Raw genomic sequence first — 19,617 nt, 5'->3', positions numbered from 1 at the left:
AATCTACAAATCACCGAATTTAACGACCTTAAAAAATTCTTTACTTAAGCGACAATCGAACTTGAGACATTAAAAATTAATAAGTCATTTCGAAACATTTATTGTATTAATGTATCAATTAAAATATATTTATCGCAATATAATTATGATGTTGATCATATTTTAGTTTTTTAAGTTGCTTAATCACTCAATGAATGCCCTCATCATTGTCCAAGGATTGCTAACAAGGTAAGATCAATTAACTTAGTGCGCCAATTGCAATTTATCTAAATATTTCAAATCCCGAACAGCCATGGCTTTTAAAAAAATAAAACCTGAAATTTCATCTCGCTTCAAATCGTTGCAGGCATCTGGATTCACGCTGCTTGAGCTGTTGGTTGTTATTGTCATCATTGGCTTATTGGCAGCTTATGTGGGTCCAAAATATTTTTCCCAACTCGGCAAATCTGAAACTGTCGTCGCTAAAGCGCAAATTGAAGCGTTTGAAAAATCGTTGGACTCATTCCGACTCGATGTCGGTCGATATCCAACAACCGAAGAGGGGCTAGCGGCTTTACTTGTATCTCCACCAAATACAGCAAAATGGAATGGTCCTTACTTAAAAAAAGACATTCCGAAAGATCCGTGGGGCAATGTTTATATGTATAAATCTCCAGGTACAAAAGGAGATTTTGATATTATCTCTTATGGCAAAGACGGGCAGCCAGGCGGCACAGGCGAGAACGCAGATATCATCAACTAAAATCGTTTGAGTGTTTTAGGTATTTATGCTTTTTGAAGTTCGCTCTGTTTCATCAGCAAATGAAATTTTGGTCGATTTAATCGATGCAAGAGATGCGAGCGATGCGCGCGCTCAAATAGAAGCCAGAGGATGCATGGTCACGTCCGTCGGCCAACAATCGGTCTGGAAGCAAAAAGATCATCAACAAAAATCCTCCATCAGAAAACATGGTGCTTTGACTTTGTTTAGTCAAGAGTTACTCGCGTTGCTCACTGCCGGATTGACTATCGTTGAAGCACTTGAGGCTTTATTGGAAAAGGAACAAAACAGCGGCACACACGCTTTACTGTCCAGGCTACTCACAGGTTTGCGAGAAGGTAAGCGTTTTTCCAGCGTACTCGCTGAACAAACCGACGTATTTCCTCCTCTATTTGTAGGCATGATTCATACGGCCGAAGGTACCAGCGATTTACCTCGCTCTCTCGCTCGATATATTGAGTACGACCAGCGCCTAGAAATTGTCAGAAATAAAGTAATTAATTCTTCCATATATCCGCTGATCCTACTGTGTGTCGGCGGCACGGTCAGTTTTTTCTTAATTGGCTATGTCGTCCCCAAATTTTCCGAAGTCTATCAAGACACCGGAAGAAGCCTACCCTTAATGTCTCAATTATTGCTGGAGTGGGGACAATTTGTATCCAAACATACTTTATCTATATTCTTGAGCACTTTTTTGATTATTGGTGCCACTATAACCGGCATGTATCATCAATACTTGAATGGCAATCTGAGACGATTGATACACAAGGTTCCCAAAATTGGTGAGCGCGTGAAAATTTATGAGTTGTCGCGTTTATATTTGACGCTGGGAATGCTGCTTGAAGGAGGCGTTACCATAACATCGGCACTTGAGACTGCGCGAAATATGATGAGTGATGAGATGCGCGAACAAATCAGTTGCGCAATAAAAGAAATTGAGTCTGGCAGCCCATTATCCATTGCATTTGAACGATACAAACTAGCTACTCCTATTTCATTACGCATGCTAAGAGTCGGCGAGCGGTCGGGAGAATTGGGATTAATGCTTACACAATCTGCAGCATTTTATGACAATGAAATTAATCGCTGGATAGACCATTTCACGCGCGCCTTTGAACCAATCTTGATGGCTGTTATAGGCTTGATCGTTGGAACTATCGTAGTGTTACTTTACATGCCGATTTTTGATTTGGCCGGGAGCCTCTCTTGACAAAATTTGGTACTGCTGCTGAAGGTGCAATTATTGCGCCTCTTGATTGGGCATTTGACGAAAAAATATTGACTCGTGCACGCTCGCTCGCACAATCATCAGGTCAGTCACTATTCTCCTCGCTGCAAGAATTAACTGGTCAAGAACAGCGCACGTTAATCAAAGTCGTTGCTTCGCTGTTTGATCTAGTTCCAATTGAAACAGAAGAGATGATGTCACTGCCACCTGCGTTCGATTTAGTTTCACTGTCGAAATCCATGCAAAGGCAATGTGCATTATTGCGAGTCCGCGAGAATACCCAACAGAACGTCATCGGTATCATCACGGATCCCTTCGACACTGACCTGATGATTTGGCTGGAAACACAAGCAACCTCTTACATCTCCTATCGTTTGGCCCTCCCCTCCGACCTCGCCGCTTATCTGACTAAGCAAGAGGAATCGGTTCGTGCCGTCGATCACATGGAAAATGCAGCCAAATCAGAGCAACAACTCGAATCTACTATTGAAGTACTGTCATTTTCATCTATTAGCGAGTCATCTAGTCCGGCAGTCAAGTTGGTCAACTCAACACTCTACGATGCTTTGAAAGCGGGTGCATCTGACATTCATTTGGAAAGCACAGCCAGCGGATTGCTTGTCAAGTATCGCATTGATGGCATCCTGGATAACGCAACGTCCGCACAAGGCATCGAAAATGCAGAGCAAGTTATTTCGCGAATAAAAGTGTTAGCAGAGCTCGACATTGCGGAGCGTAGAGTACCGCAAGACGGGAGCTTTCAGGTTCAGAGCGGAGGGAGGGAAATTGATTTGCGCGTATCGATCATGCCTAGCATACATGGCGAAGATGCAGTAATCCGCATCCTGGATAAACGGTCAATGGTTGAAGAATATGGTTCATTAACACTGGACGCACTGAATTTCGATTCAAGTTCTTTAACTACTTTACGTCAACTAGCAGAAGAACCATACGGTATGTTGCTTGTAACCGGTCCAACCGGGTCCGGAAAGACGACCACACTTTACGCCGCCCTGACAGAGATTAATAGCGGGCGCGATAAAATTATCACAATTGAAGACCCAGTCGAATATCAACTGCCAGGGATCCTACAAATTCCGGTCAACGAAAAAAAGGGCCTTAGTTTTGCGAAAGGCTTAAGGTCTATCCTGCGACATGATCCAGATAAAATTATGGTCGGCGAGATCCGTGATCGAGAAACAGCCGAGATCGCTATTCAATCTGCACTAACAGGACATTTGGTCTTGACCACAGTCCATGCCAATAATGTATTTGATGTGTTTGGTCGCTTTACCCACATGGGTATTGATCCATATGCGTTCGTATCAGCACTAAATGGAGTCTGGGCCCAACGTTTGATCCGATTAAATTGCCCGCATTGTTCGCGCGCGTATAGGCCAGACAGCCAGGAATTGAGTCTGATGCAAACCGACGTTGAACACATAAACGATTTCACACTAAAAAAAGGAAATGGATGTGGAGATTGCCGTGGTACAGGCTACAAAGGACGCCGCGCTATCGCAGAGATCCTCACACTTACCGATGAAATCAGAGAAATGATTATCGAAAAAAAACCGATTCGCCAAATAAAAAATATGGCCCGCATGAATGGCACGCGCAGCCTACGTGAAACGGCGCTCGAGTTGGTAAAAAAAGGGGAAACTACACTGGAAGAAATTAAACGGGTCACTTTGAATGCTTAAACTTTTCTTCAGTAGCTCGGTTCAAATTGGTATAGGAATCAATGAAGTAATCGTCCGCCATCAGAAAAGAACAGGTAAGTTCTATTCATCTAGTACCGTCACAAAAAGCAGTATCAACAACTCCCAACCATGGGACACGCAGCTGCGTACACTATTAACTGAAAATAAAATCCGTAATAGAACTTGTTACGTTCATTTATCAAATGATTTTGTGCGTCATTTCATAGTCAAGCCTGCTAAAAATACTGTTAGCCTACGTGACTGCAGAGATGTGGCATATGCGAGATTTCAAACATTATTCGGTGAAAAGTACGAGGATTGGCTCATCCAAGGTGACTGGAATCAACAATATCCTTTTTTTGCATGTGCCATACCCAAATCGTTGCTCCATCAACTGACTCAGTTGACAACAGAGTTTAAGCTCCGCGTTTTAAATACAACGCCACAATTAGCTTCCGTGTGGAATGCCCATAGAAAGGCGTTATCTGCTGGTGATTTGTTAATCGTCATCGATAAAAATTTATTGCAAATTATCTGTATCCAACAACATGGGATCGGAGACATTCGCATGATTCCCTTTTTCGATACACATGAGGTTCAACACAATTGGCTAGATCAACAAATCCGGATCGAATCGCTAAGATTGGGCTTAAGCGAGATTAAAAAAATTCACTTAGTTGGAAACTTACCCATCGCCTGGAAAAATAGCTCTGTTGGCATCATTGATCTAACGACTAAAAATACTATACCTCAAACAACGTCTATTCTGCATTACGTCATAGGGTACGAACGTAAATGATGAAACGATTAAACATTAATTTTTCTAAATCCGGATTAACAGCCAGCATACTGCGTTTATCTTGGTTACAGCGTGGGCTTCTGTTTGGATTTTTAATACTACTTTTTTATAGCATATTTGTTTATATTGGATTACTTGACACAGCTAAAAGTATTCAAAACGATATTGTAAGCGTACAAACAAAAATCTCTCGATATCAACAAAAAGAAACGCCAATAACTGAGAATATCCCTAATGAAAAAATCAGGGTTGTCAATCAAATAGTAAAGCAATTAAATTTCCCTTGGAGTGGGTTACTTGATAAATTGGAAAAACTCACGCCTATGGATATCGCGTTGCTTAGTATCGAACCTGATTCAAAAAAAGAAGCTGTGCGAATTGAAGCAGAAGCAAAAAATTACAATGCGATGCTATCTTATTTGGCTGCATTAAATGCCGATGGTGAGTTTAACAACGTTGTGTTAATCCGTCATGTAGTCAACGAACAGGAATCGAACAAACCTTTACGGTTTCAATTTGAAGCGAAACAAAAGCAAATAGAAAAATGAATCGATTCAAACTGGTTTACTTAAAAACAGAACTATTCATCAGACAACTTGGATGGTTCAACATTTCGAGCATGCTACTGCTAATTGCTACTAGCAGTTTTTGGACAATCTTTATTCCAAATGCATCAACGAAAAATTTGAACCTACAGACGCAGCTAAGCATGTTACAAGACACGTACAAGGGAATATCGACAAAGGTCTCGCTGAAGACCCAACCAGAAAACCCACTTGATTTATTCTACCAATCTTTAGGACACAAGGAAGATGCAATCAATGAATTAAAAGTTTTATTTCAGATTGCTGAAAAGAATGGGATTCAACTCCAACAGGGTAACTATAAATCAGCGAAGAGTAAGGAAACGGACATAAAAACCTACCAATTTCAATTGCCGGTAAAAGCGACATACCCTGAAATCCGGAGATTTTGTGAGGAGATTTTACTTGCGATACCTTTTGCCAGTATGGATGAATTACATTTAAAGCGCGAGGTAATCGGAAGTGACATAGTAGAAGCCAAACTTAGCTTCACTTTGTATTTGCGACCAGCTATCAATACACCTGCCAGAAAGCCATGAAATTTCGTCAATTGTTATTAACGGTTATCGTCTTTGCAGCAGCCTGGTTAGCATTTTTTTCAGACAAAACTCCGCAATCCGGTGTTGTCGAAGCAACGGAAAGAAAAAATAATTTTGTTCCAGCCAATACGAAATCGAGTGTATCTTCAAAAAAACAAGAAGCAGACCTTGCTGTATTGAGTCTCACGACATTACAGCCACGTTCCAGTTTTATCGGAAATAGTAATAGCACGACTGCTCACAACACATTATTTAACCAAAAAAATTGGTCTCCTCCACTTTCTGCGTCAATTCAGAGTTTACCCACAGAGGTGCCTGTTGCGCCTTCATTGCCATTCACTTATATAGGAAAAAAATTTGAATCTGGTATATGGGAAGTCTACTTATCTGAAGGTGATCAAGCTTTCGTTATCCGAGAGAAAGACACGATAGACGAGCGATATCGCGTGGAAAAAATATCTCCGCCGACTTTGTATCTGACGTACCTTCCACTTAAACAAACACAAACGCTGCCCATTGGAGTATTCGATTAATGTTGTCCATCTGTTCTTACAACTTACTGACGAAGTTCGGAAGAAATATCCTACTGTGTATTGTTGCTGCCGTTATATTGAGTAGCTGTGCAGCTCAACAATCCTTTCGTGAGGGAAAGGAATTAGCGGCCTCAGGAAAGCTAGAACAAGCAATGGATAAATTTCAGCAAGCTTCCACAGCTGACTCCAAAAATGCGGAATATCGATTCGCATTCTTGGAGTTAAGGGATAAAGTTTTGAGTACCTATCTGCAAAGAGCTGAAAAACTAAAAGTCACGGGAAAAAGCCAAGAAGCGGAGCAGGCATTAGAAAATGTACTCAGGATAGACCCTTTGAATGAGCGCGCCATTGCGAAACTAGATGAACTAAAGAGTGGGCAGCGTCAATGGCAGTTAACGAATGAAGCACAGCTTGCTTTCGGGAATAATGATCTGGAGACCGCTAGAAACAAATTGCACATTGTTCTTACGGAAAACCCAAATAACATCGCTGCACAATCCTTGCAAAGAAAAATTATTGAAAAAAATAAATCGACTGCATCAGACCTAGGGCTCTCTGGAAAATTCAAAAAACCTATTAGTATTGAGTTCAGAGATGTCAGTCTTAAACAGTTATTCGAAGTAATTTCTCATTCATCTGGGATGAATTTCGTATTCGATAAGGAAGTAAAAACAGATCAGAAAACGTCAATTTTCTTAAAAGACAGCACGATCGAATCTGCAGTTCATTTTGTACTAATGACAAACCAACTTGAACAACAGATCGTGGATGCGAATACGATTTTGATTTACCCCAATACCCCTGCCAAAGTAAAAGACTACCAAGAAATGGTTGTGAGAACCTTTTTTCTGGCCAACGTCGATGCTAAGTCGATCGCGAATACTGTAAAAACGATAGTAAAAACAAAAGATATCGTGATTGATGAAAAACTCAATATGCTAATTTTGAGAGATAGCCCTGACGCCATTCGAGTTGCTGAAAGGCTAATAAGCTTGCAAGACATTCCTGAACCAGAAGTGATGCTAGAAGTGGAAGTTCTAGAGATAAAACGAACTCGCTTATTAGCACTAGGCATTCAGTGGCCTGATTCATTGAGTCTAACTCCGCTACCATCGACTGTCGGCGGCAGCGTGTCATTGCGCAATTTGCGAAACCTCAACACTGGCAGCATAGGTGCAACAGTTTCACCGATGACGGTCAATGCAAAAAAACAAGACTCTGACGCAAATTTATTAGCGAATCCAAGAATTCGGGCACGCAATCATGAAAATGCAAAAATTCTCATTGGAGAGCGCGTTCCTAATATTACGACAACATCAACGGCAACTGGATTCGTTTCCGAATCGATTACTTATTTGGAAGTCGGTTTAAAACTTAATGTACAACCCACTGTTTATTTAGACAACGATGTGGCCATTAAGGTCGACATGGAAGTCAGCAATATAGTCGGACAGACCCAGACCAAGTCAGGCTCGACTGCATATCAAATAGGTACACGTAATGCCAGTACGGTCCTGCGGTTAAAAGATGGTGAGACACAAATTCTTGCGGGTCTAATCAACAACGAAGATAGAACAAGTGCAAATAAGGTGCCAGGACTCGGAGAGTTGCCGATTCTTGGGCGACTTTTCGGGGGTAACACTGACGATAATCAGAAAACAGAAATCATCTTATCTATCACTCCCAGAATCGTCAGAAACATTCAGCGACCTGAAGCCTCTCTGTCAGAGTTTCAGGCTGGCACGGATAGTTCATTCAGAAACCGCCCTGATTCAAATAACTCTTCTGCGGCAAACGCAGCATCACCATTGAACACAAATGATGCATCAAAAAAATCAGGAACATCTCCTGAAAATGCTAACAAATCTCAAGCGACCTCTCAGCCAAACAATGGTATGCCAAATGTCCAAGGGCAATTTCTCAATCAGGTAAATACGGGCACAAACACTAATCCTCAATACCCAAATATTGGAATCGTATCAAGCAACCCACCAAAGCTACAGTGGCAAGGGCCAGGCAATATAAAAGTTGGGGATAACTTTTCAGTTCAACTCAATATACAGTCTGATCAAGGTATTCTCAATATTCCCTTAACGATTACATATGATAGTAAGCTATTACAAGTGAACGACGTAATTGAGGGTGACTTTCTAAAACAAGGAAATGCCCAAACCACTTTTATGAGCAGGATTGATCAAAATGGTCAAATTATCGTTTCCGATACTCGAAACGGTGATGTAGGCGCTGTAACGCAAGGCACACTGCTCTCAGTGAATTTCAAAGCTTTAGGCAGTAGCGACAACAGTACAATTCAAGTGAGCAATGTCAGCGCAACAGGGTTCGGTGGCAGAGTTATTCCAGTGCCAGTACCTACAGCTTTAAACCTCAAAATACAGCAATGAAAGTGAAAAAGTCTTCGGGGTTTACTCTAATAGAGTTACTTGTGACGCTAGCGATATTGGCAGTGTTAGCAATTATGTGCATACCAATGACTCAACTTGCTTTCCAGCGCCATCAAGAACGAGAGCTGAGATTAGCTCTCAGAGAAATTCGCTTAGCTATTGATGCATATAAGCGTGCTAGCGATGAAGGCAAAATAATAAAAGAAATTGGTAGTACTGGGTATCCAAGGGACCTGGATGTTTTAGTAAAAGGCACCGTTGATCAACGTAGTCCTCAACGGACTAAACTTTATTTCTTACGTCGGATTCCTCGTGACCCATTTAACGCAAATAGTGCTATATCTGACTCAGAAACTTGGAAAATACGTAGCTATTCAAGCGAAGCAGATGATCCGCAAGAAGGAGATGATGTGTATGATATTTATTCGTCATCAACAAAAGTTGGGCTTAATGGAATCCCTTATAAAAAATGGTAAACCAATCGATTCTACGAACCCGCGACAACGGATTTACGTTGATTGAGTTACTTGTTGTTTTGGCAATAGTAGCATTACTATTGACATTGGCTAGCCCTCGCTATTTTCAAAGTATCGAAACCTCGAAAGAGACTGTTTTATTGCACAATTTACGCAACACTCGTGAAACAATCAGTCACTTTTATAGCGACACAGGGAGATATCCAGAAACACTGGAAGAACTCGTTGAAAAAAAATACTTACACTCAATCCCCATTGATCCAATCTCAGAACTTCCATGGAAAATTATCCCTCCTGAAGAAGAGGATAAAGGTAAAGTTTTTGATGTAAAGAGTAGTTCTCCAGGAGCAGCAAAAAACGGCATCCCTTTTTCTGAGCTATGAAACTGTGCAAGCAACTAATGACCCACGTACCAAGAAAGCACCAACAAGGCTTTACCTATCTTGGTTTGATGATCTTATTAGTAATCATCATGATCGTAGCAACTGCATCTATACAGCTCGGGAAAATTGAGCAACAACGACTAGCTGAACAAGAGTTGTTGCATATTGGAAGAGAATTTCAGCTGGCGCTGCTGAGTTATGCGAATTCCACACCAGTTGGTCAAAATCGAAGGCCAAAGACATTACAAGAATTGGTCAAGGATCCACGTTTTCCGAACACTCAAAGACATCTGCGCAAAATTTATCTTGATCCCATAACAGGAAAAGCTGAATGGGGCATCGTGCTCTCCTCTGATCAACAACGAATTATTGGAGTGTTCAGTCTCTCAGATAAAAAGCCGATCAAAATAAAAAATTTCGATAGTTACTTCTTAGGATTCGATGAGAAAAAAAGTTATCGAGATTGGGTATTTGTTGGAGTTAAATAAAATACATGGTTTCTATGTAAACCTCCCCCATCTAGTGCCAGGTATTACTAGAGTTTTGAGTTTGCTTTACGTCGCAGCCGCATCAGAACGAGGTGTGATCAGATATATGAAACGTTTCCGCCGCTGATGCAGCATTGATGCGGAGTGTCAATTTTCTGATGACTTACCCAGTCTTATTTTGGTCGAAGGATTTACATACAGAACAGCGTGGGAGAGACGATTGGCTGGACGAAAGCAGCACTATATACCGCAGTCGGTTCAACGCGCGTTTGAGGCGCGGCGTACCGGACTGAAGACTCAGGTGTACGTGTACCCCAAGGGCCGTGCACCGTATTTGACGTCGACCGAAGGCGCGGCAGCGGAACGAGATTTTTATTCCACCCCTCAGCCTAATTCGAAAAACACACTGGATGATCTCATCACCGATTTCGAATCGGATGAGCTCAATCAATGCCTCAATGAACTTCTGTCCGTAGAGCATGGCCCAGTCGACCCAGCGATGGCCTCCCTCGTCATCGCGCATCTGACTATACGAACTGCGCATCTGCGGGGTACTTTTGATTCCGCGCTACAATCTGTCTTCGATCACATGGCCTCGCTAGTCGATAAAACGGAATCAGTGCGCAAATTTGTTGGCATCGATTCCCCGTCAGATAACCGTCTCAAGGAAGCAATTCGGTCTGAGCTGAGTGCGGTTGGCCTTGATGCCTTGCAGCAGGACGATCACAACACGATTGAACGCATGATATCCTTTCGCCTCAGAGAGCGCTTCGATACCCTCTTCGAGAATACCAAGGATGCCGTGAAAGGAGGATTGGCGCAGATGATCAGTCAAGCGCCCGACACGGTGGCGAACACGCACAAGCGCGTATTAACTGAATCACTGGTGTCGAGCGTACGCTATCAGGCGCTGCTCAAACTCCAGTGGCAGGTGGTCGCTGCCGACACGAGTGACCGACGCTTCATGCTTCCTGACTGCGTAGCAATTGGCAAAACAGCAGTAGCTGATGATTTTTTACCGTTCGCCATGCTGGACTCTGAAGATATCACAACGGTTGTGATGCCCCTATCTCCGCAGCGGCTTCTTGTAGGCGGCCCGCCCCCTTTGCTACAGGAGACACTCAATTGTGCTTTCGCAAGCTGTAGTTTGAAGTTTTTCATCAGCTCGTGCCGGGATGGCGACATGGAGAAGGTGGTACCACACATAGGCACTTTTGCCGCCAACATGAACTTGGACTTGTTCGAAGATGCGTATGAACCGAACCCAGAGCCGATGATACGGGAACAATATGAGACGCGATTAAAAATTCGAACTCCGTCAGGGAAAAGTGGCGATGCGATGAAGCGCGCGATTGCGGCGGTCGTGCGCGAATCGGTTGATGCTGCTGTACTCTGTACGATCGAATCGGTGACCGTGACCACGAATATGCGTGTCGCGATGGAGTCCGAGTTGAAGCGCGTGCCCAATGACCAGGAACTTCGCATTGCTGCGGCAGGTGTTGTCTTGCCGGTCAAAAACGGAACACGATGGCAGTCCAGGATCATTCTCCCCCGTCGTATTGCGGAGTCCCTGTTGCCGAACGAGATGCCTGCAAAACAACGCCTTGGTCGGCGCGTGATGAAGGTGAACCTGGGACGCGCAGTCTACTTGGGATGTTGGGCTCGCCAGTATCCCGCCATTTTTGTACAACAGGGGCCCACACTTTGGCAGCACACGTTGTACGCCATCGCCTTTAACGCTGCGTCTCAATATGCTGGGGCCTTGGTCACCCATGAGGAAATGGAGGCATTACCGCTGGATGGCGAGGCGCAAAACGAGCTAGCGTCCAATATCACCACTGCGCTCAGTCAGCTGCTGCTAGTTCGTAGTGGTTTTGCAAGTCATCATAACGTCGATAAATTGACAGTTGATGTTGCTGGCCTGTTGGACACGCTGCTCGGCAGCGTTGCCACATTAGCCGGCTTTGCCGCGACCGAAGGGGGCGCGCTCAATGACTACCCGCTAGTTGTGCAGATCTTGGAGGCTGCGAATTTATTCGACTGGGCTATCCTGTTCGCCAAGGATTTGGCGCGACATTATGAGTATCGTACGCGATGGAGCTCTGCGGCCGACCTAAACCAGCTTGCCGAGCACGTTGAAAGGATTCTCTGGACAATCGGAGTGTCGGCTACGCCAATTGGAGCGTTGTATAAGATTCATGTCTGTGATGAAGGCGGGCTGGCCTTGATAGGTCGCATCCTATCTCACTGAGGCGATGCTGTGGCACGCTGCACTTTGACGCATCATCAGTCACTTGCGTCGTTTTGAATCAAAACTGCCTGCCTTGATTGTTAACTGTAAGCGCGCAGCCGTCCCACCTATGAAATCGAACGCGATGTAGGGATACTCCAATTTTCGAATTGGAGAACCGAATGAGCAATGACGAGCGCAGAGCGGCATGGAAGCGCCGAGTAGTACAATGGCAGCAAAGCAGCTTAAGCCAAGAACCACTTGCCGCTGGCTGACCAGGCATTGAACTTTTTATAGATGGAGTTCCAACAACCAAAGGCAGCTGGCAGGTCTCGCCAAGGACAGCCTATTCTCATGCAATATAGCATGCCTTCGACCGTCAGGCGTAAATCGCGCTTGTTACAAATACGTTCTTGAAGCAAACTCTTTCGTCGCTTCGAACAGAGCTCGTCATTGAGCAGCAATCGGGACATGGCAAACTCTTGTTAGATCGGTGTGAGAACCTTAACAATACGAGTTTGCCTTTCTTTTTCAAAGGCTTACGTTCAAACGTCAACAAGCCCTAGAGTAAGGTGCGTTTGAAAGAATCTCGGCGTACATTGACTTAAACTCCCAAAGAAACCATAGTGATCAGATACAGGACGAAAAAATTGGATGTTCGCCGGCAGCCTGCGCGCAGGCAAACGTGCGGCGGCGATCATGAGTCTGATCCATTCAGCCCGGCTCAACGGTCACGATCCTTACGGGTACATGAAAGACGTGCTGGAAAGACTACCATTACAACCATTCAGCCGCATCGGCGAACTACTTCCACACAACTGGAAGCCTGCTCAATAATTTCCATCATCCATATCAAAACCGGTCAACCTGTGATGACCGGGCGCTTACAAAACATGATACCTTATTGCAAAGTAATGGAATGAATTTTGCAATATTAAAACAAGTTGCCAGCAATTTGACTGGTGTGAAAAATGCGGTGAACCTGAAGTTAATATTTTCGGATATTTTGACTGATGGTCCAAAAAATCACTAAATTAATACGAACGCTAATGCGCGTGTTACGCTGTTGAGCATAAGCGGAGCATGCATAAGTCAACAACCTTGGGTTGCCTACTACAAAAGTGCACGGCGCAGGGTTGCTGAAACGTTGAAGATATGAATGTGGCCGCCAAGACTCTGCGATAGCTGAAGGTATTGCTGACTCTCCAGCACCTTTAGCGCATGGTCGACTAGATACTGCTGTAAATCAAGTTTTAGTGCGATGGATTCATTGTCTTGCAATCCTAGGTTAACCACAGCAACTGCAACATCCTGAATTTTCTCGGAGTATCCCGTGATATAGGTCTTAGCATATTGTTGAAAGCCGTATGTGGTAATTCTAAAATGCGGCAGACCGCTACCAAGATGGCGTGAAACATTCAGAAGCCCTGCGTGCTCAAGCACTTCAATTGAATCACTGAGTTCTTGTTCAGGCGTTCCTATAAGTAAAGAACTAGTTATTAGGTCAGGGCCATCTATTAGATCATCTCCGTTCTCTAGCGCGTGTTCGCAGGATGCTTTCAACACGAGATTATCAATTCGAGCCAAACCATTGATCTCTTTGATCGGCGAAGTCACATATCCAGGAAGAGCGCCGAGCGGCGGTTTTTCACGGACTCCTGTGATAGATGCAACGATTCGATCGAAACTGGCGTCATAGGAGTTAAGATCATCAATACGCTCCCAAAGAGTGGATGCGAGCGCTGCAGGGACCTCACAGTTGTCAATTAACACGGGTATGAGCCGACTCCCAGAGTTAATTTTTGCGACGAATGCCGCATTCAACTCTTCTCTCACCCATGGTTTACTAACACTGTGTGTGGATAGAACCACAACCACTGCATTTGCGTTACGCAATCCCTCTTCGAAAATTTTGTCTACAAGACTGTCGCCCGGGAACATTTCCCAGCGATCAAGCCACGCATCCACGCCACTCGCACGAAGCCTTTCTGCAAAACGAACAACAAATCGAGCTTTATCCTCTGATGCATGACTAATGAATGCTTTTGGGTACATTTTCGAATCCTGAAATTAAAGTAGCGCACTACGAAGTAAAAAATCAACAAATTCAATAAAAGTTCAGCTGCAATTTGACTTCTGTTTCACAACCATTTATCCCGAAAATGGCATCCCCCTACACGCACATAAAACGGTTCACGCCTGTAGCTCTACTTAATCGTCACGAAAAACACCACCCATGGCCTAATTGCTGGCGCTGCAATGTATTAAATAGCAATTTAATAGTGACGAATCAATCAAAGTAATGACTATTTCTCTTCAAATCGCAAAAAATCTATCAGCTGCTTCGATTCAATAATTTCATCATGCGGCACAAGTAAGTAGCGCCAGGGCTTGCCACTCACAGAAGCTGCATGGTCTGATGCATGCTTGCACCAACGCACAGCCACAGCTGTTTTAGCCTGAACCACGGGTGTTTCGATATCAGAACGAGCCTTAGTTTCAACCATGAAAATCTGCTTGTCAGTTTCAGCGACGAAGTCAGGGATGTACTCCGGCTGCTCGCTGCCCAGCTTGTAGTAAATCTGGAACTGCCCCTTGGCGGGCTTGAGCCACTTCAAGGCATCGCGTTCAAGGATGACCGCGAAGCGTCTCTCGGTGTCCGAGTCAAACTTTTGCAGCGGGTACAGGCATCGCGAGAACCCGCCAAACAACATCTGCTTGATCTTGCCCAGATCGGTCACCGTTTCGCGGTAGTTGTGTGCTGTCTGCCCGGCGACCGCCGTGTAGTTGCAGGGCTTGAGTTCTGTAAAACCTCGGCTGACTTGCACCTCGTAGTCAGTGGCCTCTTCCCAGAAGTGGGCCATCATCTCGGCCCTGATCAGGCGAGCCAGCTCTGCACCATAGGTGTCGAACACTTCATGCAGCTCGTTTTCCGAGTAGTTCTGTGCCTGGTAGTGGGCTACCGCCTGACTGGCCAAGTCGTAGAGCAACTCGGCCTGCGTGAAGTAGTCGATGTCGTCGTAGTCGATCAGCTTCTTGACGATGTAGTCCTCGAAGCGCTGCTCCCTGATGCCCGCCTCGCGGCTCATAGTGAACTGATGGTTCGTGCGCAGCTCTTGGCCGACGATCTCCCGTTGACCCGGCTGAAAGTTGGGCAGTGAGCCCAGCTTGAACGGGTGGAAGCCGGTGGTGACCTCCCCGGTAGGCACCACTGCTATTCGCGGAATGTCGATGGTTTGCTGAACCACGATCTCCGTGGTCTTAGACACGACGGCCGACAAATCAAGAGCCGGTGCGGCATCGTCCACTTCAGCCAGCAACTCCCCCTGAGCAGGCTTCAGTCGCTCTGTCACTTCAGCCAGGATGGCCGATTGCACCTCCGGGGTGAGCAGGGCACTGCTCGTCGGCACGAGGTCACGCTTCACCTCGTACTTGCCGATCACGTCCATCACCACGCGCGCAGCTTGGCGCTCGCGCTCCGTGGTGAACACAGGCGCAGGCGCTGCAGCCGGAGTCACCCCCGAGCTGGCGGGATTGGTAGCAATGGTCGGCGCTTCGCTGAGCCCAAGTCGCGTCATCGTACCTGAGCCGACCTGTACGCTCACCTTCTTGTCGTCAGCGCTTGGAGCCTCCAGGATCACTTGCTTCAGGCGGATCGGCGAGTCCCCTCGGTTCGCCTCGTCGATGATCTCCTGGAACTTATCGTGGGCCACGATGTTCAAGCGGTCCACCGCAGCAACGCCCGTGCGTTTGCCATAGGGCAGGCGCAGGCCGCGACCGATGGACTGCTCTATCAGCGTGCGCGCATTGGCCGCACGAAGTGGCACGATGGTGTACAGATTGGTGACGTCCCAGCCCTCTTTGAGCATGTTGACGTGAATGACGATCTCGGTCGGCTCGTCCATGCTTTCCACGGCGAGCAGCTTGGCAATCATCTCCTCTTCCTCGGCCCCGGTACGGCTGGAGTCCACCTGGATCACCTTGCTCACGTAGCGCCCTTCATAAAAGGCGGCGGACTCGATTAGCGTCTTGAGCTGCGAAGCATGCGTGGTGTCACGCGCGATCACGAGCATGAAAGGCTTTACCACCTTCACGCCATTTTCTCGGGCGTAGGTCAGCAGTTCGACTTTGGTGGTCTCGTGCAGGCGAACGCCGTCTTCCAGCTTGATCTTTTCGATCTCCTCGGCCGAGTGCGCCTTGGCGTCGAAGTTACGCTGGGTCACAGCCGCCGGCTCTTTGACGAAGCCGTCTTCCATCGCCCGTGCCAGCGGGTAGTCCATCACCACGTTCCTGAACGGCACGGGGCCCTTGGTCGACTCCACGAATGGCGTAGCCGTCACCTCCAGGCCAAACAGCGGCTTCAATTCATTGATGGAGCGCACCCCGGCGCTGGCGCGGTAGCGATGCGACTCGTCCATCAGCAGCACAAGGTCCGGCAGGTTGGCCAAGTAGTTGAAGTAGCTGTCACCAAGCACCTCGCGCATCCGTTTAATGCGGGGCTCCTTGCCGCCGCGGACCTCGGAGTTGATCTTGGAGATGTTGAAGATGTTGATGCGAATCTCGCCAAACAATTCGCCCCCGGCAATGTTCTGCTGGTCGTAGTTGTCGCCTGTGATGATCCGAGGCGCGTTGATTGCCAACTCACCGATACCCTTAAAAACGTATTTGGGGGTATTGGGAGTGAAATCGGAAATCAGCTTGTTGTAGATCGTCAGGTTCGGTGCAAGCACGAAGAAATTGTTGATGCCATGCGCAAGGTGCAGGTAGGCGATGAACGCGCCCATCAGGCGCGTCTTACCCACGCCCGTGGCCAGCGAAAAGCACAGCGAGGGAAAGTCGCGTTCAAAGTCTTCCAGCGTCGGAAATTCCGCCTTCAGCGTGGCAAGGATGGCCGCCACGTTCTGGTCGTGGCCGAGCAGCTCCGGCGCGACCTCGATGGCGCGCACGAGCTTCGCAAGGGACTCCGCTTGGGGCGGGCGCAGAGACAGTCGGCCGGTGACGGCGTTCTGGACGCGTGCATTCATTATTCGTTCTCCCCGAACAGACCGCCTTGCCCCGCGTTCGTGGCGGCGGATTTCTTGGTTTTGCGTGTGGCAGCGCCGCTTGCGGCCTCTGGCTCTTTTGCCGATTCAGCCTTCTCCGCAATCGGCAGATTGGCGACGTTGAGGCTGTAGTCGTCGTGACCCCATTCACAGCGGGCCAGCACCATCTTTGGAATTTTCTTTAGTGTCAGGTTCGGCCAGCGTTCGGACGCTTTGGCTGCTGTAACGCCATGGAAAGCCGCGCAGCAAACCAGCAGACTCTGATCGCTGCCGACTTCGTCCGACAGCGCTTGTAGCTGTTCCGCGGACAAGTTCTGGGTAGTGACGTAGATGAAGTCCCGCTCGCTGGAATGCCCGTGCTGCCACCATTGCGCCTCTGATGGGGCATAGGTGAACCCCTCCAGCTTGGCGAGCGCTTCCGCCAACTGCGTTGCGTTGTACTCAGGATTGATGACTGGAATGCCCCAGCGGTCGCTGACGATGAGGCTAGGAGCGAGCTTGTAATAGCGGAAACCGCCGCCGCCTTGCCAGTTCACACTTTCGGTAATACCACCTTTGTCTTCTCCATCGACAACTCTCTTGAGGCGCGGAATGACGTGCGTGTGGCAGTGCTCACCAAGCTCAACCATGATCCAGCGGCGCCCCATTTTGTGTGCTACAGCGCCAGTTGTTCCTGATCCAGCAAATGAATCAAGAACAAGATCACCAGGGTTAGTCGAAATTTCCAGAATTCGCTTAATTAGGCGCTCTGGCTTCGGCGTATCGAACACATCCCGAGGCCCATAAAGACCAATCATCTCTTTCTTGGCTTCGTCTGTATGGCCCACCTCTTCATGTGGCCACCAGTTATGAGGAGTCATGCCATCTCGCACCTCAGAAAGAAATAGCTTTAATGCAGGAACTGTGTTTTTACCATCTCGCCCCCACCAAATTCTGTTTTCCTCAACATGTCGGCGGTGAGTATTTGGATCGTACTTCCAAGCTTTCTTTGTATTAGAAATCACTGCCCCGTTATTGGGATTGATGATGTCGTAGCATAGATTTGGACGCTTCTCCGGTGTTGCTTGATTAAGATAATCAACAGCCTTCCAAGGCCCACGTGGATCGTTATCCAGGTTGGTGTAACGTGCAGCCGATTCTTCGCTGCGCGGAAGCAGATTGTTCTTAAATGCGTCACTCTTTGAATAAACGAGAACAAAATCACATATAGTTGCAATGCCTTGGAAATTGTTGCTAACACTGTACTTTCTTTGCCAAGTTATTGTGGATTTGTAGTTTGACCGACCGAAAACCTCGTCGCACAAAACCTTTAAATAATGACACTCGTTATCGTCAATCGTTATCCAAAGCGATCCATCTTCTGTAAGGAGCCGTCGAATTATTTCGAGGCGGTCGCGTATCAAACCAAGCCAAATCGAATGTTCCAAACCATCGTCATAATGAGTGAAAGCGCTGCCAGTGTTATAAGGCGGATCAATGAAGACACACTTAACTTTTCCGGCAAATTCAGCCTCCAATGCTTTTAGTGCAAGCAAGTTATCACCAAAGATAATTTTGTTGTCGAAGAGATCACTGTCCGATTTTTTTCGACTTGCATGATATGAGCGCTCAGGGTCTTCCAAAAGGATCCTTGGTTCTAGTCTCGACCTTTGCTCTTTGCCGATCCAGGTGAGTTCGAGTTTTTGTTTATTCATTTTCGCTACCCGCAAATTCTTTTTTTGCAATCTGTCCGATGACCTCAAGAACTTCCTTCGCATCGAGACCATCTGTGATGTCAAGAACTCTAAACTCCGCGTTACCCTGTTTGAGCTCTTGTCCCGCCTCATTTCTGCCTTTCGCCTGAAGTATGGCATTAGTTGCACCACCGACAAAGTAAAGCTGGAGTTCGCCTCGACCAATCATTTCATCAGCAGAGGTTCTCTGATACTTGTTTGTTTTTTTGTTTTCCTCGAAACTAGACAAATGATAGATTGGTCTCAGATAGAACGGCTTCTCAGTTTCTGTCACACCTTTCACAGAAGAAGCATAGGGTCCTAATATTTGCCAATTTCGTATCATCGAATTCAAAGGCATATATATGCAAACCGACGACCGGATCTCAACAAGATAGTCTCGACCTTGCGAAGACAGCTTGATGTCGTATTGATCGTGATCTTCAAAATCGTCAGTCCTAACGTCGTCGTATCTTGTGACGCATATGTCGAGGTGGTGCTTTTTGAAGTAGGCTTTTAGCAGTCTGGCGCAGACGATGTCAGCAAGTGTTCCAAGGAAATTCTGACTTCGAATTTCATCGAAGTTTCTTTTTCGACCTGATGGCGCGTCTTTGTGAACCTTCTCCGCTTTTTTGAAAGCTTGATTTTGCGCAAGAGAAATACTCTCGCTGCCATTTTCTAAATTGGCTCGAAGAATGAGATGGTCTCCGATACTTATTTGCTCAAATTTCATTTTGC

16 protein-coding genes and 2 pseudogenes are annotated in these 19,617 nt (G+C 46.3%); 13 read left to right on the top strand and 5 right to left on the bottom strand.

The window, feature by feature from the left end; genetic code table 11:
• Positions 1-292: 292 nt before the first annotated feature.
• From gspG to H8K47_RS09705, 12 genes are all read left to right on the top strand, one after another.
• Positions 293-742, top strand: a complete 450-nt coding sequence (gspG, locus tag H8K47_RS09760; RefSeq protein ID WP_186881202.1) for a type II secretion system major pseudopilin GspG — start codon at positions 293-295, stop codon at positions 740-742.
• Between the two features lie 25 nt (positions 743-767).
• The gene (locus H8K47_RS09755; protein ID WP_186881201.1) at positions 768-1,970 is read left to right on the top strand and encodes a type II secretion system F family protein; all 1,203 of its coding nucleotides are present in this window, start codon (positions 768-770) and stop codon (positions 1,968-1,970) included.
• A complete protein-coding gene (locus H8K47_RS09750; protein WP_222612765.1) occupies positions 1,967-3,691 on the top strand; it encodes a GspE/PulE family protein in 1,725 nt (574 codons plus the stop codon). The genes H8K47_RS09755 and H8K47_RS09750 overlap by 4 nt, the downstream gene beginning before the upstream one ends.
• A complete protein-coding gene (locus H8K47_RS09745; protein WP_186881200.1) occupies positions 3,684-4,490 on the top strand; it encodes a hypothetical protein in 807 nt (268 codons plus the stop codon). The genes H8K47_RS09750 and H8K47_RS09745 overlap by 8 nt, the downstream gene beginning before the upstream one ends.
• The gene (locus H8K47_RS09740) at positions 4,487-5,038 is read left to right on the top strand and encodes a PilN domain-containing protein (protein ID WP_186881199.1); all 552 of its coding nucleotides are present in this window, start codon (positions 4,487-4,489) and stop codon (positions 5,036-5,038) included. Before H8K47_RS09745 ends, H8K47_RS09740 begins: the two co-directional genes overlap by 4 nt.
• Positions 5,035-5,613, top strand: a complete 579-nt coding sequence (locus H8K47_RS09735; protein ID WP_186881198.1) for a hypothetical protein — start codon at positions 5,035-5,037, stop codon at positions 5,611-5,613. The genes H8K47_RS09740 and H8K47_RS09735 overlap by 4 nt, the downstream gene beginning before the upstream one ends.
• On the top strand, positions 5,610-6,146 hold the full coding sequence (locus H8K47_RS09730) for a hypothetical protein (RefSeq protein ID WP_186881197.1): 537 nt from the start codon (positions 5,610-5,612) through the stop codon (positions 6,144-6,146). The genes H8K47_RS09735 and H8K47_RS09730 overlap by 4 nt, the downstream gene beginning before the upstream one ends.
• Positions 6,146-8,548, top strand: coding sequence for a cohesin domain-containing protein (locus H8K47_RS09725; RefSeq protein ID WP_186881196.1), 2,403 nt, complete (start codon positions 6,146-6,148; stop codon positions 8,546-8,548). Before H8K47_RS09730 ends, H8K47_RS09725 begins: the two co-directional genes overlap by 1 nt.
• Positions 8,545-9,024, top strand: coding sequence for a type II secretion system protein (locus H8K47_RS09720; RefSeq protein WP_186881195.1), 480 nt, complete (start codon positions 8,545-8,547; stop codon positions 9,022-9,024). Before H8K47_RS09725 ends, H8K47_RS09720 begins: the two co-directional genes overlap by 4 nt.
• Positions 9,018-9,407, top strand: coding sequence for a type II secretion system protein (locus tag H8K47_RS09715; RefSeq protein ID WP_186881194.1), 390 nt, complete (start codon positions 9,018-9,020; stop codon positions 9,405-9,407). Before H8K47_RS09720 ends, H8K47_RS09715 begins: the two co-directional genes overlap by 7 nt.
• Before the next feature lie 17 nt (positions 9,408-9,424).
• Positions 9,425-9,895, top strand: coding sequence for a type II secretion system protein (locus H8K47_RS09710; protein WP_186881193.1), 471 nt, complete (start codon positions 9,425-9,427; stop codon positions 9,893-9,895).
• Positions 9,896-10,115: 220 nt separating this feature from the next.
• Complete coding sequence (locus H8K47_RS09705) at positions 10,116-12,146, top strand: DUF4238 domain-containing protein (RefSeq protein WP_186881192.1); 2,031 nt, start codon at positions 10,116-10,118, stop codon at positions 12,144-12,146.
• 236 nt (positions 12,147-12,382) lie between these two features.
• Here H8K47_RS09705 and H8K47_RS09700 read toward each other — a convergent pair.
• Positions 12,383-12,598: pseudogene (locus tag H8K47_RS09700) on the bottom strand (transposase); the annotation flags it as partial.
• Between the two features lie 166 nt (positions 12,599-12,764).
• On the opposite strand from H8K47_RS09700, the pseudogene H8K47_RS09695 reads away from it, so the two are divergent.
• Positions 12,765-12,962 (top strand): annotated as a pseudogene (locus H8K47_RS09695) (transposase domain-containing protein); the annotation flags it as partial.
• Positions 12,963-13,238: 276 nt separating this feature from the next.
• Here H8K47_RS09695 and H8K47_RS09690 read toward each other — a convergent pair.
• The 4 genes from H8K47_RS09690 to H8K47_RS09675 form a co-directional block, all read right to left on the bottom strand.
• The gene (locus H8K47_RS09690) at positions 13,239-14,180 is read right to left on the bottom strand and encodes a toll/interleukin-1 receptor domain-containing protein (protein WP_186881191.1); all 942 of its coding nucleotides are present in this window, start codon (positions 14,178-14,180) and stop codon (positions 13,239-13,241) included.
• A gap of 251 nt (positions 14,181-14,431) precedes the next feature.
• Positions 14,432-17,149, bottom strand: coding sequence for a DEAD/DEAH box helicase (locus H8K47_RS09685; RefSeq protein WP_186881190.1), 2,718 nt, complete (start codon positions 17,147-17,149; stop codon positions 14,432-14,434).
• Positions 17,149-18,861 (bottom strand): site-specific DNA-methyltransferase, encoded by a 1,713-nt coding sequence (locus tag H8K47_RS09680; RefSeq protein WP_186881189.1) that lies wholly within the window; start codon positions 18,859-18,861, stop codon positions 17,149-17,151. The genes H8K47_RS09685 and H8K47_RS09680 overlap by 1 nt, the downstream gene beginning before the upstream one ends.
• Positions 18,854-19,612 carry a hypothetical protein gene (locus tag H8K47_RS09675; protein ID WP_186881188.1) on the bottom strand — a complete coding sequence of 253 codons (759 nt, stop codon included), beginning with the start codon at positions 19,610-19,612 and terminating at the stop codon, positions 18,854-18,856. Before H8K47_RS09675 ends, H8K47_RS09680 begins: the two co-directional genes overlap by 8 nt.
• Between the last annotated feature and the right edge of the window lie 5 nt (positions 19,613-19,617).

Source organism: Cognatundibacterium rugosum (genome assembly GCF_014284365.1).
In the GTDB taxonomy this organism is placed as follows: domain Bacteria; phylum Pseudomonadota; class Gammaproteobacteria; order Burkholderiales; family Burkholderiaceae_D; genus Undibacterium; species Undibacterium rugosum.
This window is presented reverse-complemented; position numbering and strand designations above follow the sequence as displayed.

Bases quoted from the DNA above. Each gene is read 5' to 3' on its own strand.
- H8K47_RS09685 (WP_186881190.1), bottom strand. From the start codon at position 17,149: ATGAATGCACGCGTCCAGAACGCCGTCACCGGCCGACTGTCTCTGCGC.
- H8K47_RS09720 (WP_186881195.1), top strand. From the start codon at position 8,545: ATGAAAGTGAAAAAGTCTTCGGGGTTTACTCTAATAGAGTTACTTGTG.
- H8K47_RS09745 (WP_186881200.1), top strand. From the start codon at position 3,684: ATGCTTAAACTTTTCTTCAGTAGCTCGGTTCAAATTGGTATAGGAATC.
- H8K47_RS09675 (WP_186881188.1), bottom strand. From the start codon at position 19,612: ATGAAATTTGAGCAAATAAGTATCGGAGACCATCTCATTCTTCGAGCC.
- H8K47_RS09740 (WP_186881199.1), top strand. From the start codon at position 4,487: ATGATGAAACGATTAAACATTAATTTTTCTAAATCCGGATTAACAGCC.
- H8K47_RS09715 (WP_186881194.1), top strand. From the start codon at position 9,018: ATGGTAAACCAATCGATTCTACGAACCCGCGACAACGGATTTACGTTG.
- H8K47_RS09690 (WP_186881191.1), bottom strand. From the start codon at position 14,180: ATGTACCCAAAAGCATTCATTAGTCATGCATCAGAGGATAAAGCTCGA.
- H8K47_RS09730 (WP_186881197.1), top strand. From the start codon at position 5,610: ATGAAATTTCGTCAATTGTTATTAACGGTTATCGTCTTTGCAGCAGCC.
- H8K47_RS09710 (WP_186881193.1), top strand. From the start codon at position 9,425: ATGACCCACGTACCAAGAAAGCACCAACAAGGCTTTACCTATCTTGGT.
- H8K47_RS09755 (WP_186881201.1), top strand. From the start codon at position 768: ATGCTTTTTGAAGTTCGCTCTGTTTCATCAGCAAATGAAATTTTGGTC.
- H8K47_RS09735 (WP_186881198.1), top strand. From the start codon at position 5,035: ATGAATCGATTCAAACTGGTTTACTTAAAAACAGAACTATTCATCAGA.
- H8K47_RS09680 (WP_186881189.1), bottom strand. From the start codon at position 18,861: ATGAATAAACAAAAACTCGAACTCACCTGGATCGGCAAAGAGCAAAGG.
- gspG (WP_186881202.1), top strand. From the start codon at position 293: ATGGCTTTTAAAAAAATAAAACCTGAAATTTCATCTCGCTTCAAATCG.
- H8K47_RS09725 (WP_186881196.1), top strand. From the start codon at position 6,146: ATGTTGTCCATCTGTTCTTACAACTTACTGACGAAGTTCGGAAGAAAT.